Source organism: Microbulbifer hainanensis (genome assembly GCF_014904735.1).
GTDB classification, from domain to species: Bacteria; Pseudomonadota; Gammaproteobacteria; order Pseudomonadales; family Cellvibrionaceae; genus Microbulbifer; species Microbulbifer hainanensis.
On sequence record NZ_JACZCR010000027.1, the window covers coordinates 139,142 to 165,019 of the forward strand.

20 protein-coding genes are annotated in these 25,878 nt (G+C 57.0%); 11 read left to right on the plus strand and 9 right to left on the minus strand.

The features are described from left to right. Positions 1–113: 113 nt before the first annotated feature. Positions 114–494, minus strand: coding sequence for an ATP-dependent Clp protease adapter ClpS (gene clpS, locus IG168_RS10395; protein ID WP_193164318.1), 381 nt, complete (start codon positions 492–494; stop codon positions 114–116). A 310-nt stretch (positions 495–804) separates the two neighbouring features. On the opposite strand from clpS, the gene cspD reads away from it, so the two are divergent. Next, a complete protein-coding gene (gene cspD / locus IG168_RS10400) occupies positions 805–1,098 on the plus strand; it encodes a cold shock domain-containing protein CspD (protein WP_193164319.1) in 294 nt (97 codons plus the stop codon). A gap of 111 nt (positions 1,099–1,209) precedes the next feature. Here the strand turns inward: cspD and icd are convergent, their stop codons facing one another. Next, positions 1,210–2,460 carry an NADP-dependent isocitrate dehydrogenase gene (gene icd, locus IG168_RS10405; protein ID WP_193164320.1) on the minus strand — a complete coding sequence of 417 codons (1,251 nt, stop codon included), beginning with the start codon at positions 2,458–2,460 and terminating at the stop codon, positions 1,210–1,212. A gap of 148 nt (positions 2,461–2,608) precedes the next feature. On the opposite strand from icd, the gene IG168_RS10410 reads away from it, so the two are divergent. The 7 genes from IG168_RS10410 (at position 2,609) to IG168_RS10440 (ending at position 8,687) form a co-directional block, all read left to right on the plus strand. Continuing rightward, entirely contained in the window at positions 2,609–3,214 is a 606-nt protein-coding gene (locus tag IG168_RS10410; RefSeq protein ID WP_193164321.1) for a pseudouridine synthase, read from the plus strand. Between the two features lie 118 nt (positions 3,215–3,332). After that, on the plus strand, positions 3,333–4,451 hold the full coding sequence (gene mnmA, locus IG168_RS10415) for a tRNA 2-thiouridine(34) synthase MnmA (protein ID WP_193164322.1): 1,119 nt from the start codon (positions 3,333–3,335) through the stop codon (positions 4,449–4,451). A gap of 18 nt (positions 4,452–4,469) precedes the next feature. Beyond that, positions 4,470–5,108 carry a high frequency lysogenization protein HflD gene (hflD, locus tag IG168_RS10420; protein WP_193164410.1) on the plus strand — a complete coding sequence of 213 codons (639 nt, stop codon included), beginning with the start codon at positions 4,470–4,472 and terminating at the stop codon, positions 5,106–5,108. Between the two features lie 15 nt (positions 5,109–5,123). Next, positions 5,124–6,497: an adenylosuccinate lyase gene (purB, locus tag IG168_RS10425; RefSeq protein ID WP_193164323.1), complete on the plus strand. Its 1,374-nt coding sequence runs from the start codon at positions 5,124–5,126 to the stop codon at positions 6,495–6,497. Between the two features lie 126 nt (positions 6,498–6,623). After that, the gene (locus IG168_RS10430) at positions 6,624–7,778 is read left to right on the plus strand and encodes a JmjC domain-containing protein (protein ID WP_193164324.1); all 1,155 of its coding nucleotides are present in this window, start codon (positions 6,624–6,626) and stop codon (positions 7,776–7,778) included. 2 nt (positions 7,779–7,780) lie between these two features. Next, a complete protein-coding gene (locus IG168_RS10435) occupies positions 7,781–8,203 on the plus strand; it encodes a GNAT family N-acetyltransferase (protein ID WP_193164325.1) in 423 nt (140 codons plus the stop codon). Then, complete coding sequence (locus IG168_RS10440) at positions 8,196–8,687, plus strand: DUF7931 domain-containing protein (protein ID WP_193164326.1); 492 nt, start codon at positions 8,196–8,198, stop codon at positions 8,685–8,687. Before IG168_RS10435 ends, IG168_RS10440 begins: the two co-directional genes overlap by 8 nt. Before the next feature lie 155 nt (positions 8,688–8,842). Here IG168_RS10440 and IG168_RS10445 read toward each other — a convergent pair whose 3' ends face one another. The 4 genes from IG168_RS10445 to IG168_RS10460 all read right to left on the minus strand — a co-directional run bounded on the left by IG168_RS10445 (position 8,843) and on the right by IG168_RS10460 (position 13,663). Beyond that, positions 8,843–9,400: a flavodoxin family protein gene (locus IG168_RS10445; protein ID WP_193164327.1), complete on the minus strand. Its 558-nt coding sequence runs from the start codon at positions 9,398–9,400 to the stop codon at positions 8,843–8,845. Beyond that, complete coding sequence (locus tag IG168_RS10450; RefSeq protein WP_193164328.1) at positions 9,397–10,233, minus strand: arylamine N-acetyltransferase family protein; 837 nt, start codon at positions 10,231–10,233, stop codon at positions 9,397–9,399. The genes IG168_RS10445 and IG168_RS10450 overlap by 4 nt, the downstream gene beginning before the upstream one ends. Positions 10,234–10,391: 158 nt before the next feature. After that, positions 10,392–12,572: a malate synthase G gene (locus IG168_RS10455; RefSeq protein ID WP_193164329.1), complete on the minus strand. Its 2,181-nt coding sequence runs from the start codon at positions 12,570–12,572 to the stop codon at positions 10,392–10,394. 155 nt (positions 12,573–12,727) lie between these two features. After that, a complete protein-coding gene (locus IG168_RS10460; RefSeq protein WP_193164330.1) occupies positions 12,728–13,663 on the minus strand; it encodes a LysR family transcriptional regulator in 936 nt (311 codons plus the stop codon). Between the two features lie 111 nt (positions 13,664–13,774). On the opposite strand from IG168_RS10460, the gene IG168_RS10465 reads away from it, so the two are divergent. The 3 genes from IG168_RS10465 (at position 13,775) to pta (ending at position 19,013) form a co-directional block, all read left to right on the plus strand. After that, on the plus strand, positions 13,775–15,373 hold the full coding sequence (locus tag IG168_RS10465) for an isocitrate lyase (protein WP_193164331.1): 1,599 nt from the start codon (positions 13,775–13,777) through the stop codon (positions 15,371–15,373). A 319-nt stretch (positions 15,374–15,692) separates the two neighbouring features. Continuing rightward, entirely contained in the window at positions 15,693–16,877 is a 1,185-nt protein-coding gene (locus IG168_RS10470) for an acetate kinase (RefSeq protein WP_319024689.1), read from the plus strand. Positions 16,878–16,883: 6 nt separating this feature from the next. After that, a complete protein-coding gene (gene pta, locus IG168_RS10475; protein ID WP_193164333.1) occupies positions 16,884–19,013 on the plus strand; it encodes a phosphate acetyltransferase in 2,130 nt (709 codons plus the stop codon). A gap of 621 nt (positions 19,014–19,634) precedes the next feature. On the opposite strand, the gene IG168_RS10480 is transcribed toward pta, so the two are convergent. From IG168_RS10480 to IG168_RS10490, 3 genes are all read right to left on the minus strand, one after another. Further along, complete coding sequence (locus tag IG168_RS10480; protein WP_193164334.1) at positions 19,635–21,137, minus strand: tetratricopeptide repeat protein; 1,503 nt, start codon at positions 21,135–21,137, stop codon at positions 19,635–19,637. 195 nt (positions 21,138–21,332) lie between these two features. After that, positions 21,333–23,540: an acetyl-CoA hydrolase/transferase C-terminal domain-containing protein gene (locus IG168_RS10485; protein WP_193164335.1), complete on the minus strand. Its 2,208-nt coding sequence runs from the start codon at positions 23,538–23,540 to the stop codon at positions 21,333–21,335. A 54-nt stretch (positions 23,541–23,594) separates the two neighbouring features. After that, positions 23,595–25,817, minus strand: a complete 2,223-nt coding sequence (locus IG168_RS10490) for an acyl-CoA dehydrogenase (protein WP_193164336.1) — start codon at positions 25,815–25,817, stop codon at positions 23,595–23,597. Positions 25,818–25,878: the final 61 nt, after the last annotated feature.

Genomic DNA, 25,878 nt, shown 5'->3' on the forward strand with positions numbered 1-25,878 from the left:
CCTAGTCGCCAATTTCACCCGCCAACATCACTTAATCAGCGCGCGCCGGAGGCCGGCGTCTTGATTGTGTCTGAATCCTTTCAGACGACGGGACCCTCGTTTCAAAAACAGCATCAATCGTCTTCGCTCTCGTCCGCTTCAATCTCACACAGCAGCGGGTGCTGGTGGTCCCTGGCGAATTGATTGACCTGAGCGGCCTTTGTCTCCGCTATATCTCGAGTATAGACACCGCAGATGGCTTTTCCCTGCGTATGAACCTGTAACATCAACTGGGTGGCGCGCTCTCTATTCGCCCCGAAAAAGAGCTCCAGGGCTTCAACGACAAAGTCCATCGGTGTGTAGTCGTCATTGAGCATCAGAACCTTATACATGGGGGGGCGTTTCAGCCGCGGAGGAGCTTCCTCCAGCGCCAGATCGCCGTTCGCATCGTCGAAGTATGGTGAATCCCCATCGTCGCCGTTGGAGTGTAGTTTAATGGCTAGAGATATACCCATAGTGTCAATCAATGGTCTGTAAGGTTTGTCGGAAAGTGCAAAAGTGCATATTAAGTACCAGGTACAGCCTGTACCGGTCGGATTGCCTCCGCGGCAGCCTGCCATTGTAACCTCATTTGCAATGGGGCACAGGGGGCGCCATGAATCCTTGACATTCCTAAATCAGTTGGCTACAAGAGGTATTGCCCGTCCACTGAACGGGCTCGGTCGCAAACAGGATTGTGACCAAAGCGCACAAACGAGTGCACATAACGATAAAAGACTCTGTAAGGCGGCCAGCAGTCGCCCCGGCAATTAGAGGGATTTCGCCATGCCTACCGGTACCGTCAAGTGGTTTAACAACGCCAAAGGATATGGGTTTATTCTTGCGGACGAAGGGGGAGAAGATCTGTTCGCGCACTACTCTGCGATACAGATGGAGGGTTATCGCACCTTGAAAGCGGGCCAACAGGTCAGCTTTGACATCATCAAGGGTGACAAAGGCTACCACGCCGCCAATATCACCGCCGGAGCGGCCTCCGAAGCGGGAGGTACCGGTAAAGACTCCGTCGACGCCGGCAAGGCCCAGACCGAGCGCGAAAAAGAAGCTGAAGCGATGGATTGACCTGTCATTTCAGCGGTCACTCGCCACCATCGAATACAAAAAAAGCCCCATACCTCGCGGTACGGGGCTTTTTTAGTGGGGCCCACCAGCGGGTCGACCCCTCGGCCCTGATCAGGCCATGTGCTTGATGACTTCGTCGCCGAATTCGGAGCAGGACTTCAGTGCCGCACCGTCCATCAGACGCTCGAAATCGTAGGTCACGGTTTTGGCTTCGATCGCCCCTTCCATGCCCTTGACCACCAGCTCGGCCGCTTCGTTCCAGCCCAGGTGGCGCAGCATCATCTCAGCGGACAGGATCAGGGAGCCCGGGTTTACCTTGTCCTGGCCCGCGTACTTCGGTGCGGTGCCGTGAGTGGCTTCAAACAGGGCCACATCATCAGACAGGTTGGCACCCGGAGCGATACCGATACCGCCTACCTGTGCAGCCAGGGCGTCGGACAGGTAGTCACCGTTCAGGTTCAGGGTTGCAATCACGTCGTACTCTGCCGGGCGCAGCAGGATCTGCTGCAGCATGGCGTCGGCGATTACGTCCTTAACCACGATTTCCTTGCCGGTTTTCGGGTTCTTGAAGCTGCACCAGGGGCCGCCATCGATCGGCTGGGCACCGAACTCTTCGCGCGCCAGCTCGTAGCCCCAGTCGGCGAAGGCACCTTCGGTGAACTTCATGATGTTGCCCTTGTGCACCAGGGTCAGGGAGTCGCGGTCCTGATCGATGGTGTACTGCAGCGCTTTGCGCACCAGGCGCTTGGTGCCCTCTTCGGAAACCGGCTTGACGCCGATGCCGCAGTGCTCCGGGAAGCGAATTTTCTTAACGCCCATCTCGTCCCGCAGGAACTTGATGACTTTTTTCGCTTCGTCGGAGTCGGCTTTCCACTCGATGCCGGCGTAGATGTCTTCGGAGTTCTCGCGGAAGATCACCATATCGACCTTATTCGGCTCTTTAACCGGGGACGGAACGCCGCTGAACCAGCGCACCGGGCGCTGACACACGTACAGATCCAGCTCCTGGCGCAGGGCAACGTTCAGGGAGCGGAAGCCGCCGCCTACCGGAGTGGTCAGCGGGCCCTTGATGCCCACAACGTATTCTTTCAGTGCTTCGAGAGTCTCAGCCGGGAACCAGTCGCCTGCGTAAGTCTCGGCAGCCTTCTCGCCGCAGAAGATTTCCATCCACGCGATGGATTTATCACCGCCGTAGGCCTTCTCGATAGAAGCGTCGATCACCTTGCGCATTACCGGGGTGATATCCACGCCGATGCCGTCACCTTCGATAAAGGGAATGATGGGGCGATTCGGTACATTCAGCGAACCGTCGGAATTGACTGTAACTTTTTCGCCGTCTGCCGGCACTTGGATATGACCCATATTGCTTAAACTCCCAAAACTCTGTGACTATTTAGGTCGAGCGTTGCTTGCCCCGCCTTCCTATCTTTCCGGGCGGGATGAAAAATCGGCGGGATTATATCAGCATCAGCCCATTTTTGTAGTTGGATTACAATAGCTCAATTTCTCTATGGCCAAGATCATCCTATTCAACAAGCCCTACGGCGTACTGAGCCAGTTCACCGATACGGAGGGGCGCCCCACCCTCGCCGACTATATCCACCGCAAGGGCTTCTATGCCGCGGGCCGACTCGATTTCGATTCGGAAGGCCTGCTATTGCTGACGGACGACGGCTCCCTGCAACACCAGATTAGCCACCCGAAGCAGAAGTTGCCCAAGACATATTGGGTGCAGGTTGAAGGTGAACTTGATGAAGAGGCGACCGGCCGCCTGCGCAGGGGGGTAGATCTCAAGGATGGCCGCACGGCGCCTGCGAGGGCCCGGCTTATCGCCCCCCCCGCGACGCTTTGGCCGAGGGTACCGCCGGTGCGCGAGCGCAAAACCGTGCCGACTTCCTGGCTGGAACTGACGATCCGCGAGGGGCGGAATCGGCAGGTGCGCCGGATGACGGCCGCCGTCGGCTTCCCTACCCTGCGCCTGATCCGTGCTTCCATCGGCAACTGGGCCCTGGGGGAGCTGGGATCAGGAGAGCAGCGGATTGAACAGGTTTTCGTTGCTCCCGCACCCCGCCCGACAGGCCGACGGCAACCCCGGGCGCCGGGCCGCCGCCGCTGAACACCCCATTTGCAGCGCTATGCTGATGGGGAGATTAAAGCGGCCTTGGTCACAGACCCCATTCACGGGTAAAATTCGCCCCCTTTTTACAGCCCGGTAGCCGTTGCTCCCCATTTTTATGTCAGATAGCACCAGTAAACAGCCCCAGCGCGTCATCGTCGGCATGTCCGGTGGCGTCGACTCCTCCGTAGCCGCCCTGTTGTTGATGCAGCAGGGGTATCAGGTGGAAGGTCTGTTCATGAAGAACTGGGACGAAGACGACGGTACCGAGTATTGCACCGCGAAGGCAGACCTCGCGGACGCGGAAGCCGTCTGTGCCCGTTTGGGGATCAAACTGCACACCGCCAATTTCGCCGCGGAGTACTGGGACCACGTTTTCGAGTACTTCCTGGCGGAGTACAAGGCGGGCCGCACGCCCAACCCGGATATCCTGTGCAATCGGGAAATCAAGTTCAAAGTATTTCTGGAATATGCGGAAATGCTCGGCGCCGACGCCATCGCCACCGGCCACTACACGCGCCGCAAGGACATGGGTGGCCATACCTACCTGCTGAAGGGACTGGATCCCAACAAGGACCAGAGCTATTTCCTGCACGCCGTGGGTGAGGCCGAATTCGCCAAGTCGCTGTTCCCGATCGGTGAGCTGGAAAAACCGGAAGTACGCCGAATTGCCGAGGAGCACGGCTTCGTTACCCACGACAAGAAAGACAGCACCGGTATCTGTTTTATCGGCGAGCGCCGCTTCAAGGACTTCCTCGAGCAGTACCTGCCGGCACAGCCGGGCGATATGGAGACGCCGGAAGGCGAAGTCATGGGCCGCCACGCCGGCTTGATGTACCACACTATCGGCCAGCGGCAGGGACTCGGGATTGGCGGCGTCAAGGGCGCCGGCGAGCAACCCTGGTATGTGGTGGGTAAAGATCTCGAGCGCAACGTGCTGCTCGTGGCCCAGGGCGCGCACCACCCCCTGCTCTACGCCACTGGCCTTGAGGCGACGCAGACGCACTGGATCAACGGTGCCGCCCCAGCAGAGGAATTCCGTTCCAAGGCCAAGACCCGCTACCGCCAGCCTGATCAGGACTGTACCGTCCGCGTCCTCGAAAACGGCGACCTGCGGGTTGAGTTTGACGAGCCCCAGCGCGCGATTACCCCGGGTCAGTCCCTTGTCCTGTACGATGGCGAGATCTGTCTCGGTGGCGCGGTAATCGAGCGGGCCACCGGCATCGGCAATGTGTGAACTCACAATTAAGGAGCGATTTTGAGCAACTGGCGAGAGCAGGCACTGGCATTGGCGGGCATCTTTCAGTCCGCAGTTCTTGTTGAGCGGTTGGCCAAAACCGGCAATGCGCCGATAGAACAGCTCGAGACCGGCGTTTACAGCCTGTTTCAGCAGAACCCGGACGATGCCGCCGACGTTTTCGGTGGTGCAGACAAACTGTTGCCGGGGCTACAGGTCTCGCGGCAGTTACTGATGACGCGCCAGCACCCGGAGTACACGGATTGCCTGCGCTATGCCCTGTCGATTCTGTACCTGCAACGGCAGTTGAGCAAAAAGCAGGATCTGCTGGCGATTATTGGCAGCAGGCTGGAGAAAGCCCGGGCACAGGCGGATCACTTCAGTATTGGCCACGAAAATGTCTTTTCGAATCTCGCCAGTATTTACAGCGATACCCTGAGTACTTTCCGCTTCAGGATCCAGGTGCTGGGAGATTTCAATTTCCTGCAGCAACAGCGAATTGCCAATCAGATCCGGACCATGCTGTTTGCCGGCGTTCGCGCGGCGACCCTGTGGCGCCAGCTCGGTGGCCGCAGGTTGCACCTGCTGTTTCAGCGCAAAAAATTACTCGCCGCGACCAATGAACTGATCGCGCAAATCGAATCATCCAATCTTTAATCCGGAGTTGAGCAAATGACAGTCGAGTTATCCGCACTGACCGCGGTTTCCCCTATTGATGGACGCTACGAGAGTAAAACCGCACCGCTGCGCGATATTTTCAGCGAGTACGGACTGATTCGCGCCCGTGTCGAAGTGGAAGTACGCTGGCTGCAGCAACTGTCCCGCCACCCGGAAATTGCCGAAGTACAGGTTTTCGGCAAGGAGGCGACTGAGCTGCTCGACAATATTGTTGCGGAGTTTTCACTGGAAGACGCGCAGCGTATCAAGGAAATTGAGAGCACCACCAACCACGACGTGAAGGCAGTGGAATATTTCCTGAAGGAAAAAATCAGCGCAAATGAAGAGCTGGCCAAGGTCGGTGAATTTGTGCACTTCGCCTGTACCTCGGAAGACATCAACAACCTGTCTCACGCGCTGATGCTGCGGGCCGGGCGCGACCAGGTGCTGTTACCGGCGATGAACAAGATCGTTGCCGAAATTGCGACACTGGCGCAGAGCTTTGCCGACGTGCCGATGCTGTCCCGCACGCATGGCCAGACTGCCAGCCCGACCACCGTCGGCAAGGAACTCGCCAATGTGGTCGCGCGCCTGCGCCGCCAGGTTGCCCAGATTCACCAGGTTGAGCTGCTCGGCAAAATCAACGGTGCGGTCGGCAACTACAATGCGCACCTTTCAGCCTATCCGGCCGTGGACTGGCAGAAAAACGCTGAGGAGTTTGTCACCTCCTTAGGCCTAAGCTGGAACCCCTACACCACCCAGATCGAGCCGCACGACTATATCGCTGAGCTGTTTGACGCAATTGCGCGTTTCAATACCATCTTGATCGATTTCGATCGCGACATCTGGGGCTACATTTCTCTCGGATACTTCAAGCAGAAAGTCGTGGCCGGCGAAGTGGGTTCCTCTACCATGCCGCACAAGGTCAATCCGATCGATTTTGAAAACTCCGAGGGCAACCTGGGCCTGGCGAATGCCGTATTCCAGCACCTGGCCGCAAAGCTGCCGGTTTCCCGTTGGCAGCGTGACCTGACAGACTCCACGGTACTGCGCAATATGGGTGTCGGCGCCGGTTACGCGATCATCGCCTACGCGGCGACCCTGAAGGGCCTGGGCAAGCTGGAAATCAACCGTGCGCGTCTGGCAGAGGACCTGGACAACGCATGGGAAGTACTGGCTGAACCGATCCAGACGGTTATGCGTCGCTACGATATTGAGGAGCCCTACGAGAAGCTGAAAGCGCTGACTCGCGGACAGGGAATTACTCGTGAAACCCTGAAGACGTTTATCGACAACCTGGAAATCCCCGCGGAAGCGAAAGCCGCGCTGCACGAACTGACGCCGGCGTCCTATATCGGCAACGCGGTTGAACAGGCGAAAAACATCTGATGTGAGCATTTTGAGCCGGACCACGATCCGGCTCTTTTGTTCAAGGTGCCCTTCGCGGCAGTCCCATTGCTGGGGCTGCCTTGAGCACCCACTCCCACCCTCTCCATCCAGTTCAGGTAAACCTACGTGTCCAACGTTCTGACCCATTTAGGCGACATGCCTGTAGCCGAATTCCTCCGTGATTACTGGCAGCAGAAACCCCTGCTGATACGCAACGCTTTTCCGGATTTTGAATCACCCATTTCCGGCGAGGAGCTGGCCGGTATGGCTCTGGAGGAAGCGGTGGAGTCGCGTCTGGTGCTGGAAAATGGCGATACCGGCCCCTGGGAACTGCGCACAGGCCCGTTTACCGAGGAAGACTTCCTGTCACTGCCGCGAAGCCACTGGACATTGCTGGTCCAGGCTGTGGATCAGTGGCTGTCGGAAGTGGCAGAACTGAAACAGTATTTCCGCTTTATTCCCGACTGGCGTCTGGATGATGTCATGATCAGTTATGCCGCCGATCAGGGCAGCGTGGGGCCACATTTCGATTATTACGACGTGTTCCTGTTGCAGGCCGAGGGCAAGCGACGCTGGCAGCAGGGCCCGAAGGTAGATGAAGACACACCACGCCTGGACGGCACGCCCCTCAAAATCTTGCAAAGCTTCGAGCCGGAAAACAGCTGGGTGTTGGAACCCGGCGATATGTTGTACCTGCCGCCGCAATACAGCCACTGGGGCGTGGCCGAGGGGGCCTGCACGACGATTTCCATCGGATTTCGCGCGCCATCTGCGCGGACCATTCTCGAGGACCTCGCCGCAGAGGTTGCCCACGGCCTGCCTGAACATCTCCGTTATACCGATCCGGGCCGTGTACCGGCTACGTCACCCGGTGAAATCGATTCGGCATCAGTCGAGCTACTGCGCGCGCAGCTGCACAGCTGGCTGGAACAGCCGCAGAATATTGCCCAGTGGTTCGGTGCAGTCATGACCGAAGCGAAGTATCCCGATACGGTAGCACTGGATGCCGGCAGCGCGGACGACTGGCGTGAGCAGTTACCGCAGGGCGCCGAGCTGGTACTGAATCCGGCCTCGCGCTGCGCCTTTTGCCGAAAGCCGGAATCCCTGTTCGTCGATGGTGAAACTTTTCCGGCCCCCCTGCCCTTTGCCGAAAAATTTTGCGAAACTCACGTGATCACGCAGGCGGATATAGAGCATTATCCGCAGCTGGCTGAGCCCGGTGCACTAATCGAGCAGCTTGTGGCACAGGGCACCCTGATTTACCCGCCGGAGGATTTCTGAACGTGAGTATTGAGATTCGAACCGCTGACTGGAATAGAGATCGCGAACTGATTCGCGGCGTGCGCGATGCGGTATTTGTGCGCGAGCAGAATGTCGATCCCGCACTGGAGTGGGACGACCAGGAATCCAGCGCACAGCACTTCCTGGTGCTGCGGGATGGCAATACCGTCGGTACCGGCCGGCTGTTGCCAACGGGCAAGATTGGACGGATGGCCGTGCTCAAGTCAGAACGCGGCAGCGGCCTCGGGTTTCGCCTGCTCGAAACCATCTGCGATTTTGCGCGCGAGCGCCAGTTCACCCAGGTTTACCTGCACGCCCAGTGTCACGCCGAAGGCTTTTACCGCAAGGCCGGCTTTGTCGCCGAAGGTGTGCCCTTCACCGAGGCCGATATTCTGCATATCAAAATGGTGCGCCGTTTTGACTGAGCCAGGGGGCGGATCCCAGCAGCTGGCGGAAATCGAACAGTTCCGCAGTGCCCTGGTTCAGCTGCTACAGGGCGCCAGCCGTGACGTTTGCGTATTTTCCGCGCAGCTGGCGCACCCGCTCTACCACGATCCTGCAGTCAATGACGCGCTGTCGGCTTTTGTCCGCAGCAGCCGTTTTGCACGGGTGCGACTGCTGGTGCGGGATACCGATCCGATGTTGCAACGCTTCCACCGCACCGCCGCGCTGATTCAGCGCCTGAGTTCCCGCATCGAGTTACGACGCATTCAGGCCACCGTTGACACCCCGGATTGGGAATTTGTCACCGCGGATGGCAAACAGGCGCTGGTCTGCGACGACCGCGATTCATGGCAGGGCATTTACGAAGCCGATAACCCGGTGCGCGCGCGCAAACTCGCAGAGGTTTTCGAACTCGACTGGCCCCTCGCTGCGCCGGAGCCAAATTTGCGGCAACTAACGCTCTAGCCCTCTACGCGCCATCCCTTCCGAGCAGTCCGATCTCTACAATATCTCCAGCTACAGCCTCGCCCGCTATAACCAGGAAGACTGGATCCAGCTGTAACAAAGGGCTGGGGGCCCTCTCCTGAAAAACGGGAGAGGGATTTCATTGGGATCGGCCGCTATCTTGCCAGATGCCTGGCGAACCGCTGTCCGAGATAGCTGGCGGTCAGATGGTCCTGTGGGTGTACGCCGCCGCTCTCCGTACGCTGTGCAATGAGCCCCGTCTGGGCGCCCAGGCGATTGCGTCCGGCGCTGTCCCACCCCGCGGGCAAATCAATGCCCATCCACAACATACCGTGCTGACCGGCAAATATCTGCAGGGTCTGCAATGTGTTGAGCTGGTCCCCGCTGGGGCTGCCGCCGATCGTAAAGCCCGCCGCCTGCTTGTCGGCCCAGGCTCGCCGACCATAGCGCTCGCTGGTAGCGTCCATAAATGCCTTGAACTGAGCGGATACACAACCCATAAACGTGGGCGAACCGAATACGATTCCGTCACAGCAATCCAGTTGGCGCATTACCTCACCATCGATATAGCGGCCCTGCCTGATCGCCTCCTCCGAAACTTTCAGAAGTATTGCTTCGGCGCCCGCCGTGGTGTGAACGCCTTCTGCAATCGCGCACGCCAACTGCTCGGTGGTACCCGTCGAAGAGTGATAGACAACGGCAATTTTCGTCACGCCCGCACCTCCGATGCCGGAAACAACCTGGCCAATGCACGCTCCATTTCCGGGCCTTCGGGCAGAGTAATCCTGAACACATCGACAAGGGTGTCGCGCAACGCCTGCGGCCCGGCCAGGTGCACGACGGTTCCGGGGCCATTTAATGGATAGTAACGGAGCTCCCGATTGAGCAGTGTATGGCGCCCGCCGCTGAACGCGCGCGCCGCCACCAACTGATTGACGAAGCGCGACTCGGGATGCGTGGAGCAGTACCAGTTGAAAACCTTGTAGTCCCCGGCCAACTGCTCCTGTAGGTCGAAGCGGTAAACTGGCGACCAATCCCGGGCGATCCTTGTCTCGAGCAGGTAGTCGTCTCCCACTCGGGACAGTCGGTAGAGCCCGTGTTGGGTCGCCTGCTCGGCGGAAGTGTCAAGGCGCAATGGTGCGGTGGGAGTCTGGCCGCCGAAACCGACATCGACCAGATAGCCCGCGTCTTCGATTTCCACACGCAGGATCATGTGAGACTGGGCCGGCTGGTGATCCGTCGGAGCCTGCCACAGCACCCGCGCGGCCAGGCCAGAAACCGGAAATCCGATAGCCTGCAAAGCCGCCCGCAACAGGGCATTCTGTTCATAGCAATAGCCACCGCGTCGCGTCTTGACCAATTTTCGTTGCACTGATGCAAGGTCTATCTCCACCGGTTGGCCGAGAAATGGGCTCAGGTTCTCAAACGGAATGGCCTCTGTATGGAGAGTGATGAGTGACTTGAGCGTATCAAGGTCGACGGAGGGTCGCCCGCGGTAATCGATACGCTGCAGATAGTCGGTGAGGTTAAATTTGACTGCGGTCATTGTGGCTGCTTCCCAATTGCCAGTGAATGATGGCTGCAGCTTAAGACCTCAAGTTAAGTCAAGGTCAACAGGGCGAGGAGAAATTTTTTACGCGCACAAACTCCCAAGTCAAAAAAATCCCCGCTCAGGGCGGGGATTCGAATGTCGACAGAAAAAACTTACGACTGCTGCTGGCTGGCCTTGAATTCCCGCCGGCGGCGGTGCAGCACCGGCTCGGTGTAACCGTTTGGCTGCGCGCAACCCTCGAAGACCAGTTCGCACGCGGCCTGGAAAGCGATGCTGTCGTCGTAGTCAGGAGACATATCGAGATACATGGGGTCTCCGGCATTCTGGCGGTCGACCACGGCAGCCATCCGCTGCATGGTTTCCTGTACCTGTTGCTCGGTGACGACTCCCTGCTTCAGCCAGTTCGCAATGTGCTGAGAGGAAATCCGCAGGGTCGCGCGATCTTCCATCAGGCCCACATCGTTGATGTCCGGCACTTTGGAGCAACCGACGCCCTGATCGATCCAGCGGACCACATAACCGAGGATCCCCTGGGCATTGTTGTCGAGTTCGCGCTGAATTTCCTCGGCGCTCCAGTTGGTCTCTTCCGCAACCGGTACCGTGAGAATATCGTCGAGCTTGGCATGCGGACGGCTGGCGAGCATCTCCTGGCGCTTGGCAACATCTACTTTGTGATAGTGCAAGGCGTGCAGAGTCGCTGCTGTCGGTGACGGCACCCAGGCCGTGTTGGCGCCCGCCATGGGATGTGCAAGTTTAGCGTGCATCATCGCGTCCATCTGGTCGGGGATCGGCCACATGCCCTTGCCGATCTGCGCCCTGCCCTTCAGCCCGGTGGCGAGGCCGGTATCCACGTTCCAGTCCTCGTAGGCGTTAATCCATTTCGACTGTTTCATCTCGCCCTTGCGGATCATCGGGCCGGCGAGCATGGAGGTGTGGATCTCGTCACCGGTGCGATCAAGGAACCCGGTATTGATGAATACCACCCGTTCTTTTGCCGCGGCGATACAGGCTTTCAGATTCACCGTGGTGCGGCGCTCCTCATCCATGATGCCCATTTTTACCGTATTGCGTGCGAGGCCAAGGGCGTCTTCGATACGATCGAACAGGGTATTCGCAAAAGCGACTTCTTCGGGGCCGTGCATTTTCGGCTTTACGATATACACGCTGCCTGTGCGCGAGTTTTTCAATGCGCCCTGACCGCGAATATCGTGCAACGCGATCAGGCTGGTGATCATGCCATCGAGGATTCCTTCGGGCACTTCATTGCCGTCCTTGTCGAGGATGGCATCATTGGTCATCAGGTGGCCGACGTTGCGCACAAACATCAGGCTGCGGCCCGGCAGGGTCAGTGAATTGCCGTTCGGCGTGGTGTATTCGCGATCCGCGTTCAACGTCCGCTCAAAGGATTTGTCACCCTTGCTGATGGATTCCTTCAAATCGCCTTTCATCAGGCCGAGCCAGTTGCGATAGACCACCACCTTGTCTTCGGCATCTACAGCGGCGACAGAGTCTTCGCAGTCCATGATGGTGGTCAGCGCCGCTTCCATCAAAATATCTTTAACGCCTGCGGCGTCCGTCTTGCCGATCGGGCTGTCGCGGTCGACCTGGATTTCGAAGCGCAATCCGTGCTGTTGCAGCAATACACTAGTGGGCCTGTCGACTTCACCGCGGTAGCCGGCGAACTGCTTGCCATTTTGCAATGTGGCGATATCACCATTGGCCAGCTCCACTTCCAGCAGTGAGCCGTTGATGCGGTACTTGACGGCATCCTTGTGGCTCCCGCAGGTGAGCGGCGCGGACTGGTCGAGAAACTCCCGGGCGTATTCGATGACCTTGGCACCGCGCACCGGATTGTAATCACCGCCTTTCTCGGCCCCGCCGTCCTCACTGATCACGTCGGTACCGTAGAGCGCATCGTACAGGCTGCCCCAGCGGGCATTGGCGGCGTTCAGTGCATAGCGCGCGTTCATTACCGGCACGACCAGCTGGGGGCCGGCCATCACGGCGATTTCCGCATCGACATTTTCCGTGGTCGCAGTGAAATCCGCCGGCTCCTCGACGAGATAATCGATTTCGCGCAGGAAATTCTTGTAGGTTTCGAGATCACGGTAGGCGTTGGGGTTGTCCGTATACCACTGGTCAATCTGCGCCTGCAGCTGATCGCGCTTTTCCAGCAGTGCGCGATTGACCGGCGCCAGGTCGTTAATGATGGTTTCGAACTCTGCCCAGAAGACGTCGGCGCTGACACCGGTACCGGGTATAACCTCTTCGGTCACCAGTTTATGCAGTGCGGTGGCAATCTGCAGTTCGCCAATTTGGATTCGTTCCGTCATATCCGGGCCTCTCGCTGATTGATGGAGTTGCGGCATTCTAAACAGCCGCAGGATCATATCGCTAATTTATAGGCGCTATTTTCACTATTCACATCTTGAATGTTCGGAAGGGTCACAATGGCAAAGGGTAAGGTCGACCCCTTCGCCACTCCAAGCTAGAGCTGCCGACCCACATCCAGAATCAGCCGCCGCAGCCACCGGTGCGGTGCACTTTGTTGCAACAGCGGGCTCCAGGCCATCTTCAGCTCGAGCGGCGGAATATCCAGCGGCGGATCCCGGCGCACAACCCGGGGATTCTCCTTGGCCAGCTGCGCCAGCCGGGTGGGCACTGTGACGATCAGGTCGCTCTGCTCCGCGAGCAGCATGGCCACCTGGTAGTGGCGGGTAAACACAGAGATATCGCGTTTTTCGCCCAGTCTGGCGATGGCTTCATCCACCCAGCCCAGGCGCTGTACGTCTTCAGGATTGACCCCAACCCCCACTCCCATGCCGGTTTTCGATACCCAGATATGCTGCGCCTGCAGGTAGCTCTGCAGATTGTAGTCCCCGAGTATCGGGTTATCCGCGCGCATTACGCAGGAAAACGAATCGCGCCACACGGTGGCCTGGTGGAAGCTCTGGGGCATGCTGTCAAACCGGTTGATCACCATGTCCACCTTGCCCTGCTCCACATCGACAAAGCTCACGTCGCTCGGCGTCATGATATCCAGACTGATCCCCGGCGCCTGTTCGCGCAACTGGATCAGCAGCGCCGGAATCAGCGTGGATTCCGCGTAGTCACTGGCCATGATGCGAAAAGTGCGCCGCGCCTGGGCGGGATCAAAATCGCGGTTGGGCTGGATGACGCGGTCGATGGAGGCGAGCGCCTCGCGAACCATGGGCTGCAGTTCCAGGGCCCGCTCGGTGGGCATCATCCCCTCGCGGGTGCGCACCAGCAGCGGATCGTCGAACAGGTCGCGCAGGCGCTTGAGGCCGTTGCTCATGGCCGGCTGGGAAAGCCCCAGATAGTTAGCGGCACGGGTGACATTACGTTCACGCAACAGTACATCGAGGTAGACAAGCAGGTTGAGGTCGGCTCTTTCCAGATTCATATATTCGTCTGACGGATAGTGAAGATAAGGGTAATAAATTAGGCAAATTATGCCACTCCCACTAGGATTCTCAACACTTATATCGCAGTCACCTTTTCGAGGAACCACAGCATGTCTACCTACGCACAAGACATACAAGCGGCAGCCAAGCTCTGTGAAGCCCACGGCAGCTCCTGGGATGCCATCAATCCGGAATCCGTGGCGCGCATGCGCGCTCAGAACAAGTTCAAGACTGGCCTGGATATCGCCAGATATACCGCCGATATCATGCGCAAAGACATGGAGGCCTACGACAAGGACACCTCCAAGTACACCCAGTCACTGGGTTGCTGGCACGGTTTTATCGGCCAGCAGAAGATGATTTCCATCAAAAAGCACTTTGAAGGCAACACCGACCGCCGTTACCTGTACCTGTCTGGCTGGATGGTGGCGGCCCTGCGCAGTGAATTTGGCCCCCTGCCCGACCAGTCCATGCACGAGAAGACGGCAGTAGCGCACCTGATCGAAGAGCTCTACACCTTCCTGCGCCAGGCCGACGCCCGTGAACTGGGCGGTCTGTTCCGCGAACTGGACGCGGCGCGTGAAGCTGGCGATAGCAAGGCTGAAAAGGCGATCCAGGACAAGATCGACAACCATGTCACCCACGTCGTGCCGATCATTGCCGATATCGATGCCGGTTTCGGCAACGCAGAAGCCACCTACTTGATGGCCAAGCAGATGATTGAGGCCGGTGCCTGCTGTATCCAGATTGAAAACCAGGTTTCCGACGAGAAACAGTGCGGTCACCAGGACGGTAAAGTCACCGTGCCTCACGAAGACTTCCTGGCCAAGATTCGCGCCGTGCGCTACGCCTTCCTCGAGCTGGGCGTGGACAACGGCGTAATCGTTGCGCGCACCGACTCCCTGGGCGCCGGTCTGACCAAGCAGATCGCGGTAACCAAGGTGCCAGGCGACCTGGGCGACCAGTACAACGCTTTCCTCGATTGCGAAGAAGTTGCCCCTGCCGACCTGGCCAACGGCGACGTCATCATCAATCGCGACGGCAAGCTGCTGCGTCCGAAGCGCCTGCCCTCCAACCTGTTCCAGTTCCGCAAAGGCACCGGTGAGGCACGCTGCATCCTGGATAGCATTACTTCCCTGCAGAATGGCGCTGACCTGATCTGGATTGAAACCGAGAAGCCCCATGTTCGCCAGATCGGCGCCATGATGGATGAGATTCGCAAGCAGGTTCCCGACGCCAAGCTGGTATACAACAACAGCCCGTCTTTCAACTGGACCCTGAATTTCCGCCAGCAGGTATTCGATACCTGGAAAGAGGAAGGCAAAGACGTATCCGCTTACGACCGCGACAACCTAATGAGTGCCGAGTACGACGATACCGAACTGTCTGCGGCAGCCGACGACAAGATCCGTACCTTCCAGGCAGATGCGGCACGCGAAGCGGGGATCTTCCACCACCTGATTACCCTGCCGACTTACCACACCGCCGCCCTGTCTACGGACAACCTGGCCAAGGAGTACTTCGGTGACAAGGGTATGTTGGGCTACGTGGAAGGCGTACAGCGCAAGGAAATCCGTCAGGGTATCGCCTGCGTCAAACACCAGAACATGGCCGGCTCCGATATGGGCGATGACCACAAGGAATACTTTGCCGGTGAAGCAGCTCTGAAAGCGGCTGGTAAAGACAACACCATGAACCAGTTCGGCTAAGTAACCTTTTTCCTGTCACGTACAGTTCAGGCGGCGCGAGCCGCCTTTTTTTTGCCCGATGTGCAGCATCTCCACGGCCTAGTCGAGCGACGCGCCCTGTCTGTATACAATTGACACAATCCGCGCAACACATAGATAAAAGCCGGGCAAAGCCGTCACCGCCCCAGTCATCAGCGATATCCTGACCTCGCGTCCCCGTTGCAGCGTCCTTCAATAATTCCCATATGCATGACATAGAAGTCCGCCAAAAGCAGCTAGCCTTATGGCATACGTCTGTAAATTTTGGCGGGGTATTATGCAGGCCGCGCGCGGAGTCCTGGTGTTAAATGCAGGCAGTTCTTCACTGAAGTTTGCAGTGGTAGATCCGCAGACCGGCGCCCAACCACTGAGTGGTATCGGGGAATCGCTGGGTAACAATAAGCCGTCAGTGTCCTGGCGATATCGGGATGCCCGGGGCGAGCGTGCACTGGAAGCTGGCGCGGCGCACGGGGCCGTACTGGGCTTTCTCGTCGGGGAGCTGATCACCAACATGGCGGCTCGGGATCTGCAGCTTGTTGCCGTTGGACACCGCGTCGTTCACGGCGGCGAGTATTTTTCGCATTCGGTCCTGATCGACACGAGTACCGTAGAAGCTATCGAGGCATGCTCGGCGCTGGCACCACTGCACAATCCGGCGGGCTTGCTGGGTATCCGGGCGGCCACCGAGGCTTTTCCGCAACTGCCGCAGGTCGCCGTATTCGATACCGCTTTCCACCAGACCTTGCCCGATTACGCCTACCTGTACGCCCTGCCTCATCACCTGTACAGCGAACATGGTATCCGGCGCTACGGTATGCATGGAACCAGCTACCGGTTTGTCTGTGAGCGCGCAGCGAAACTGATAGGACGCCCGCTCGAGGAGGTCAATATCATTGCCGCGCACCTGGGCAATGGAGCGTCCGTGGCCGCGATCAAAGGCGGCATCAGTGTCGATACCAGTATGGGCATGACGCCGATGGAGGGACTGGTGATGGGTACTCGATGTGGCGATGTGGATCCGGGCATCCTCATTCATCTCGCTGAGTCACTGCATTACGCGCCCGCCGAAATTAATCGGCTTCTGAATCGTGAGAGCGGATTATTGGGCATTTCTGAACTGAGCAATGACTGCCGCGCGCTGGTAGAGGCGGCGCTGGACGGGCATCGTGGTGCGGAACTGGCATTGGCTCTGTTTTGCTACCGCCTGGCTAAATATATCGCAGCCTACGCGGTGCCTTTACGGCGGATAGACGCATTGGTGTTTACCGGTGGTATTGGCGAGAACTCCGTCTATGTCCGGGCAAAGGTACTCGAGTGGCTCGGTGGCTTTGGCTACCTGCTCGATGAGGAAAACAACCGGCGGATACGCGCCGGTGCCGAGGGTCGCATCACCCGCGCCGACAGTTCACTGGCGTTGGTGATACCCACTAACGAGGAATGGATCATAGCGCGGGACGCGCTACAGCTTATCGAGTCGAGGGAGTAGCCGTCCATGTCGCGCACGATAATGCTGGTGCCACTCAGCGGCCGGGTCGGCATCACTTCCATCAGTCTTGGTGTTACCCGCGCGCTTGAGCGCAACGGTGTGGGAGTACACTTTTTCAAACCGGTGGCTGAACCAAAGGTGGAGACCGGCGTGGAGCGCTCGACAGAGATTCTTCGCCGGGGCTCGAATCTGGAAATCTTGGATTCATTCAGCGCCCAACATGCTGAATCCATGATCTCCAGTGGCAAATTGGCAGACCTGCTGGAGGATATCCTTGCACGCTACCGTAACGGAACAAAAGGGGCCGAGGTCATCCTGGTCGAAGGTTTACTGCCAGACAGTGACAGTCAGTTCGCCAATCAACTGAATTACCAGATTGCGAAAACCCTGGATGCCGAAGTCGTCCTGGCAGTCTGCCCCTATCGGGATTCCATTCAGCAGCTCAAAGAGCGTCTCGAATTTGCCAGCGCGGCATTCGGCGGCAAGGAATCGGGCCGTGTTGTGGGCTGTATCATCAATAAGGTTGGGGCGCCCTCAGGGACCTCCGATGCCCCGGGCGCCGATCTCACCGGTGTGTTCGGGCAGGCGGTAGGAAGTCCCAGTAACCTGGATATTCTCTCCCTGTATAGCAAGAGCCCCCTACCCGTTCTCGGCTGTATTCCGTGGAGCGCGGAACTACTGGCGCCGCGGGCGCTGGATCTGGCCGAGCACTTCGGGGCAGAAATTGTCAATCGGGGCGAACTGGAGACGCGCCGACTGCACAGCATCACCTTCTGCTCGCGCTCCCTCGGCAATATGATCCATCGGTTTGTACCCGGTTCCATGCTCGTCTCGTCCGGGGACAGGCCAGATGTTGTCGTCGCTGCCTGCCTGGCGGCTATGAACGGCGTTGAGATTGGTTGCCTGTTACTCACCGGCGGATACCAGTTGGAAACTGGGGTACGCAAGTTATGCGCACCGGCGCTGGAGACTGGGCTGCCGGTAATGCTGGTACATACCAATACCTGGCAGACAGCCATGCAGCTGCAGACTTTCAACACGCGCACGCCAACGGATGATTTGCAGCGAATTGAAAAGGTGCAGGAATTTGTTGCCGGCCACCTGGACCAGAAATGGGTGGAATCTCTCAGCCTTGAATCATCGCGACCAAAACGGCTGTCACCGCCGGCATTTCGCTATCATCTGACCGAACTCGCCCGCAAGGACTATAAGCGCATTGTACTGCCAGAAGGCGAGGAACCGCGAACGATCAAGGCTGCTGCGATCTGTGCTGAGCGCGGGATCGCACACCCGGTACTGTTGGGTGACCCCAAAGAAATCCGGCGAGTGGCCGAACAACAGGGTGTCCAGCTCGGTGATAAGGTGGAAATCGTCAATCCGACCGAGGTCCGGGAGAACTATGTCGAGCCGATGGTGGCGCTGCGAAAAAACAAGGGCCTGACCCAGGTAGTGGCACGTGAACAGCTCCAGGACAACGTTGTACTCGGGACCATGATGCTGGCGCAAGACGAAGTGGACGGATTGGTTTCCGGTGCCCAGCACACCACGGCAAATACCATTCGCCCTGCCCTGCAGTTGATCAAGACCGCGCCGGGCACGCAATTGGTCTCGTCGATATTTTTTATGCTGTTGCCGGATCAGGTTCTGGTCTATGGGGACTGCGCGATCATTCCGGATCCGAATGCCGAGGAACTTGCGGCAATCGCTATTCAATCGGCAGACTCCGCCCAGGCGTTTGGAATAGAGCCCCGGGTCGCGATGATCAGCTATTCCACCGGCAGTTCAGGTACCGGGTCCGACGTGGACAAAGTTCGTGAGGCCACGCGCATCGCGAAAGAAAAGCGACCGGACCTGATTATCGACGGTCCACTCCAGTACGATGCGGCAATCATGAAAAACGTCGCACAGGCAAAAGCGCCCGACAGCCCCGTTGCGGGACGCGCGACTGTGTTTATTTTTCCTGACCTCAATACCGGCAACACAACCTACAAAGCGGTACAGCGCAGTGCGGAACTGGTCAGTATTGGCCCGATGTTGCAGGGGATGCGCAAGCCGGTGAACGACCTGTCTCGCGGTGCGCTGGTGGATGACATTGTCTACACCATCGCACTTACGGCGATTCAAGCAAGCCAATAGAATCACAGTCATTCGAGACCCAGAGCCCTGTAATCCTTCTCTTACCAACTGGAGATCATTGAAGTTTTTGCCGTAGGAGTTGCGGTATTATCGAGGTAAGAACCAATAGATCCATTCGAGACCCAGCATCCAGATTTAGCGAACCTGCGCTTTGAGCCGACCTCATCCATCACCTACACTGCCCATGCATAAATATTCAACTTCAGTGAATCACGCTTTAATAGTCGATAAACAGCCACCAGCCCTGACAATTACAATCTCTTTCAGGGCGTGCACTTAGGTGTCGTTTTTCGATATCTATGCAAATTAAGTCTTTACTGCGCAAGATTGTCCTTTTGGCGCTAAGTATAGAGTTAGACCGATATTACCGTCGAAAGCAACACACCAATATCAGTGTCGCGAAAGATAGCACTACCGTGAGTTCGATGAAGGCCAAGAGAGAGCTGCTTCGGTGCACAGCATACTTTGAAAATCCTCTATGCAATATTGCAATAGCAAGGACTGAGTTCCACTCTTTACACGACAAAATCGTATAGCTATACGGGCAGCAGAGGTCTGCACCAGCGTAAAATCAGCTTTTTTGCTAATCAAGTTCCACGCTGCAATCCAAAAATGCTTCGCCTAATTTTCAGATTTATCAGCCAATATTTTTGAGTTTGAGTCAGTAGCGGCCTTGAGAAATCCTTGAGCCTTGTCTCGTAATGATCCGGCGTGAGACCATGCAACGACATTGCTTAAATATGGTCTGGCTAAGTCGTAGCGTTCTTGCTCCGCAAGATAAAATCCAATTTCTGCATTGACATTGAAATTGTGTGGAAACTTATTTAATACCGCGAGCATCGTCTGAACAGACTTGACCGTTTCGCCATTCTCTGCATACGCAAGCCAAAGATTTCTATAGGCAGGAATATAGCTAGGATTTTCTTTGATGGATTTTCTACTGAAGAAGACAGATTTTCTGTAAAGCAAGTCAAAATCAGTGCCACTTTCTTTAGCGACCACCATTCTGTTTAAGTAATATCGGGAGAAAAGTGTATTTAGTAGATAGTCATCTACATCTTTTGATTCGATCTGCTCCATGAATTTTGCTGTTTTCCCAACATCTTCCTTATCCATAACAAGTACCGACAAGAGTGCCGCCATTCTTCTCCACCCAGACTTTCCCCCGTCGAGATTTTTCAGATAATTGACGGCCAACTGGTTATTGCCCAGTTCAGTCGCGACTTCCGCCAACATAAAGTTGGCCTCATTGTCCTCTAAAGCTCTGTAATTAATTTTTTTTCCATATGGTTTTATTTTGATATTAAAACCATGGAGCCGCTCCCTGCGATATTTCATTAGTTCTTTCTGTAATTCCTTCGCCGAAATCTTCAATTGAGCAAAAAATGCTTCCGGCGATCGGTCTCCTTTCGCATAAGATAATAAATAATTGTGAAACCGATTGCGGTAATCCGGCTTACCCGCGAGGTAACCAAAAGTCAAATAGTGTGTTAAAAACCAAGAGCTCGAATAAAATCTATGCCAATATATTGGACTGTCATTCTCCATATCAGGTGATAGCAGCGTATCCACCTGCATTATGCGGTACGCTCCCCAGCGGTTGAATGAATAGTCTCGGGCCTTTGGGAGCCCGCCAACAAAAGCACTCTCTCTGCCAAAGTCAGCACTGGACAGCATTTCAGCAAAGCCTTCTTTGTACCACAGGGGATATACCGCATTACTTTTCTCATTCATAAAGTAATGGACATATTCGTGATAAATATTGTCTGATCTGGAGTTCACATCTTGGTTGCGTAGTGAAATCGCGAGAGGTATTCCCCATGTTTCGCTAAACAGACCGGTAATAGCCCTATTGCCGCTAAATTTCTCGAATTCGTTTGCGTTATCGAAGTGTACAAGCTTTAGTTTGTTATCAATTCTCTGTTCATCTGTCCCGGTATAGTTAAGCAACGTACTACGGAACAATTCCATCGTCGCTGCTAATTGTATTGCTCTGTTTACCGGCACATCAGAGTAGAGTGTGAAATTGTCCGTACGATACTCCCTCCAGGTTCCCGCATATGTGCTGGAACTGACGAGAAGAGCGATTAAAAGTAATAGAGCGGATGAGTACTTCTCTTTCATAATTTTTATGGGTGAACGAATTACGATTGATATTTATATTAAAATATACACCGCGATACTTGAATTTTGAATGAATATAAAAGAATAATTTAACCATCCAGCTGACAATTCTGACAATTCTGTAGAAATGATAAATTCGCTATACTATTTTTTTGCGAAATGTCAGCTAAGTTGGCGATCACAATTGATGGCACTCTAGTCCCACCTGAGAGGTCTCCGCGGGTCGATGAACTTGCGCAGCGCCCCGGCCAGGGCATAGCCCTCGAGCCTGTGCTCGAAAGTGTCGGTATGCTCAAACTCCATCCGTTCGAGACATTGGTGAATATACCGGGCACTGTCTGAGGTATCCGTTAATGCCTTGCGCCCGGCCAGGACGAGCGGCAGTATCTTCCACCATTTTTTGCTGGCCACCTTGAGTTGCTTCAGGGCAACGGCCAGCAGCGCTTCTTCGTCGGTTAAATCGGTTCCAAGAGGATAGTATGGCAGCAGCTGTAGGCGTCTTTCATCGTTGAAAGCGGCTTCAATATGTTCCGGGGTATTGGCGGTAAATTCCAATGGAATGGTGAAGTCCGCCTCGATTTTGCCGGCCTGTTTGGCCTGCGCCAACAACTCCCCCTGGAAGCGCGAATCGCAGATACACAGCATCCCCACCATCACATCACGGTCCGACTTGCCCCGCAGGTCAGCGACACCGTATTCCGTGACGACAACGTCTCGCAGGTGCCGGGGAATGGTGCAGTGCGGGTACTGCCAGACGATATTGCTCATTACCTCCCCCTTGCTGCAGCGAGTACTGGGCACGGCGATGATTGAGCGGGCGTCCGGGAGTTCGAGCGCCTGGGCAACAAAGTTATATTGCCCACCGACGCCACTCACGACCTGGTTGTCCTCCAGGCCGTCGGATATCACCGCACCACTCAGGGTGACCATCATCGCGGAATTAACGAAGCGCGCCTTGCGCCGCTGTGCGACTTTCAGGGCGCGCCCCTCCTGCAAGTCGTTGATAAAGTCGATGGCGGTCATGTTGATGCCGGTGCGCTCGCTATCGGCGAAATCGCGGAGTTCCGCATACATCGATTCCGGCCCAAGAAAAAAGCCACCGTGCAGCCAGGTGCCGCCGCGCAACGGGCGATTGAGGCAGCTACCTAGCAGGCGCCTTCGACCGTGCTCGCTGTGAAGATCGCACTCTTCCTCTTCGCCCTGGGCATTCAGCAACTTGTGCCCGCGCCAACTGTAGCTGGGATCGACAATACCGAGACGCTGCAGGAAATCGGTATCCTCTTTTGTCAGCGGGCAGCGGATACGGCCGCAGTCCCGCAGGGCGAGAAGCGTTTCCTCGTTGACTGTGGTGGTAATGGCGTCACTGTCCAGCAGTTGTTGCACGGCGGCATCCGGGTAGACTTCGCGCTTCAGAATGCCGGCGCGGCGGAGGTGCAGAAATCCGGGCGGAACCATCTCGCTCGCGCCGTATAGACCGTGGCTGAACTTCTCGAACAGCGGCGGCACCTTCTGCCGCAGCTGCAGGGAGTCGTCACTGTTCAGGTCACGTACCAGATCGCGGTAAATCTCGTTATTGGTTTGGCGCATGCGCAGCATGTGGCAGACAGCATCGCCGAGAGCTCCTATGCCGATCTGCAGGGTGCCGCCGTCGGCAACGAGGCTGGCAATATGCGTGGCCAGGGCGTATTCCGTATCACAGACAGGTGGTGACGGTGCGGCGAACAGCGGCTTGTCGAAGCTCTCTCCTTCAAGCAGGAAATCGAATTCGCTGGCATTCAGTAAGGCATCATTGCCGAGGAACGGCAGTTGGGGGTTGCACTCCCCGACAAAGAATAGCGGGTAGTTTTCCCGCTGCTTCGCCATGCGCAGTATCGGCAGCGTCAGGTCAGTGTTACTGCTGATACTGAACTCGGAGCCGCTTGGGCTCGGTGCGACCATCTGTGCGATAACGTTAACGCCGCGATCGAACAGGTCACGCGCCACGTGAGTGTAATTGGCGCTGACGTAATCCTGCTGCACGGCCGCATTCCCGAGGAAACTGCCCGGCTGCAGGAAAAACTCACAGACTTCAATATTTTTCGGTAGCCGGTTCTTGCGCCGCGCCGGTGTATAGCCGAGGTCCTGGTAACCGCTATACAGGCGATCGAGAAGCGGCTGGATGAAGCGACGCTCTATTTCACTGTGGCCGACAGGCCGCTCGAGAGTCAGGGCGGTGAAGATGGTCAGATTGATGGAGGGGTCTGCGGCAGCACGGGCGTACAACGCATTGGCAAAATGGTTGGCCTTGCCGATACCAAGGGGCAAGCCCAAAACGATGCGTTTGCCTACCGCCTCCAGCACCGCATCGACGCAGGCTTCAGCGCAGGAAAAACGTTCGGGGTGGCGATCCGGCGATTGTGTCATCGGAAAAGACCCTTCCGCCCGGCCCCGCTCCCGCAGGCGGGGCCCGGCTATTGCCTATTTGCCTGTCACGAGGTTGTCGAAATGATCGACCTGGATGGCCATATCGACGGCTTCCGCAGCGGCGCGAAGCTTTTCCGCTTCCTCGTCACTGACCAGTCTCTGATCCAGGGCATCGTCAATGGATTTACGGTTGAAGGCACGTATGCCACCCCGCTTCATTTTGTCCCGGGCATCTTCCGTTTCGCTGACCTTGACAAAGGCCTGCTCCACCAGATCCACCCCATCGCCGGGATTGCCGAGAAATACACCGCGAGTCAGGCGATCACGCGTATCTGATGGTGTCATCAGCAGCTCCGCGCAGGCGCGCGCCTGGCGATCGGATGCCGTATGCACACTGTGTCCCCAGGGCATAGTCAGAAAATGCATCAGCTGGCCGAGGAAGCGATGGGGGAAATTCTGGAAGACTTCCAGCAAACTCACCTCGATATCGTGCAAGCCTGCACGCATGGCGAACTCCAGCAGCGGCCGGTCTTCTTTCGGGCTGCCATCGTCTTTGAAACGCTTCAGGGTGCAGCTCAGCAGATAGAGCTGGCTGAGTACGTCGCCGAGGCGAGAAGAAATCAGTTCCTTGCGTTTCAGTTCGCCGCCCAGTGACATCAGCGATATCTCTGTCGTCAGGGTCAGTATTGCCGAATAGCGATTCAATTGGCGGTAGTACTTTGCAGCCTTGCCGACGCCGCGCGGGCTACTGGCGAAAAGCCCCACGGTCCAACCGTGGAAGACGCCGCGCAGTAACGTCTTGAACTGGAACCAGGCGTGTTTGGGCAACAGCTTGTCCAGAGCGTCTATGCCCGCTTCAGTATCGGGGTTTTCGGCGGCCATCATTTCTTCCAGCAGATAAGGGTGGCAGCGAATAGCACCCTGCCCGAAGATCATCAAACTGCGGGTGAGAATATTCGCGCCCTCTACCGTGATAGCGACCGGTACGGCACGATAGACGTTGCCCAGATAATTGAGCGGTCCATCCATGATCGCCTTGCCGGCGTGAATATCCATGGCGTCGTTTATCGACTGGCGCAGCCCACAGGTGGCGTGGGCTTTCATGATGGCCGAGACCACCGCCGGCTTGCGCCCCTCGTCGAGGGCACGGGTGGTGGTCTTGTGCGCGCTATCGAGTACGTAGGCAATGCTGGCGATTTCCGCCAAACGCCGCTGTACGCCTTCAAATTTACCGATAGGAATACTGAACTGCTCGCGGATACGCGCGTAGGCACCCGTGGTGCGGGCGGCCATCTTGGCGCCGCCAGTAGACAGGGAAGGCAACGAAATGCCGCGTCCCGCCGCCAGTGCACTCATCAGCATATGCCAGCCGCGACCAACATTTTCCTGTCCGCCGATGATCCACTCCATCGGCACAAACACATCCTCGCCCCAGTTGGGCCCATTCTGAAAAGCCTGCATGGCGGGAAGATGCCGCTGCCCAATAGTGACCCCCTCGGTATCCGTGGGCACCAGTGCCACCGTAATGCCGAGCTCTTCTTCCTCGCCAAGGAGGTGGTCTGGATCGTAGAGCTTGAAGGCGAGCCCCAGGATTGTCGCTACCGGCCCCAGCGTGATATAGCGCTTGTGCCAGTTGACGCGCATTCCCAGAGTCTTTTCGCCCTTGTATTCGCCGTAACAGACAACACCGCTGTCCACCATCGCAGCGGCATCAGAGCCGGCTTCTGGGCTGGTGAGGCCGAAACAGGGGATTTCCCGACCATCGGCCAGCCTCGGCAGGTAGTAATTCTTCTGCTCCTCCGTGCCGTGGGCCATCAGTAGTTCACCGGGGCCGAGTGAATTCGGCACCATCACGGTCACGCCCACACTGGTACTGCGGGTGGAAACCTTGGTAACGATTTCCGCGTGGGCGGAGGGCGAGAAACCAAGGCCGCCAAACTCTTTGGGAATGATGATGCCGAAGAAGCGTTCCTGCTTCAGGAACTGCCAGACTTCCTCCGGAATATCGTGGTCTTCGTAGCTGATCTTCCAGTCGTCCACCATCCGGCAAAGTTCTTCCACCGGGCCGTCGAGAAATGCCTGCTCCTCTTCGGTGAGCTGGGGCGGCCCCATGCTCAGCAGCTCGTCCCAATCGGGCTTGCCCGACAGTAGCTGTGCATCCCACCAGACCTCGCCTGCCTCCATCGCTTCGCGTTCAGTATCGGAAATTGGCGGCAGGACTTTTTTGATCAATTTCAACAGCGGCGCGGTGAACCACTTCTTACGCAGGTCGCTCATTTTTTCCTTCCAGGTGGCAGATTGCCGTGACGCAAAATTACGCGCCATCAGCCGGAGATCT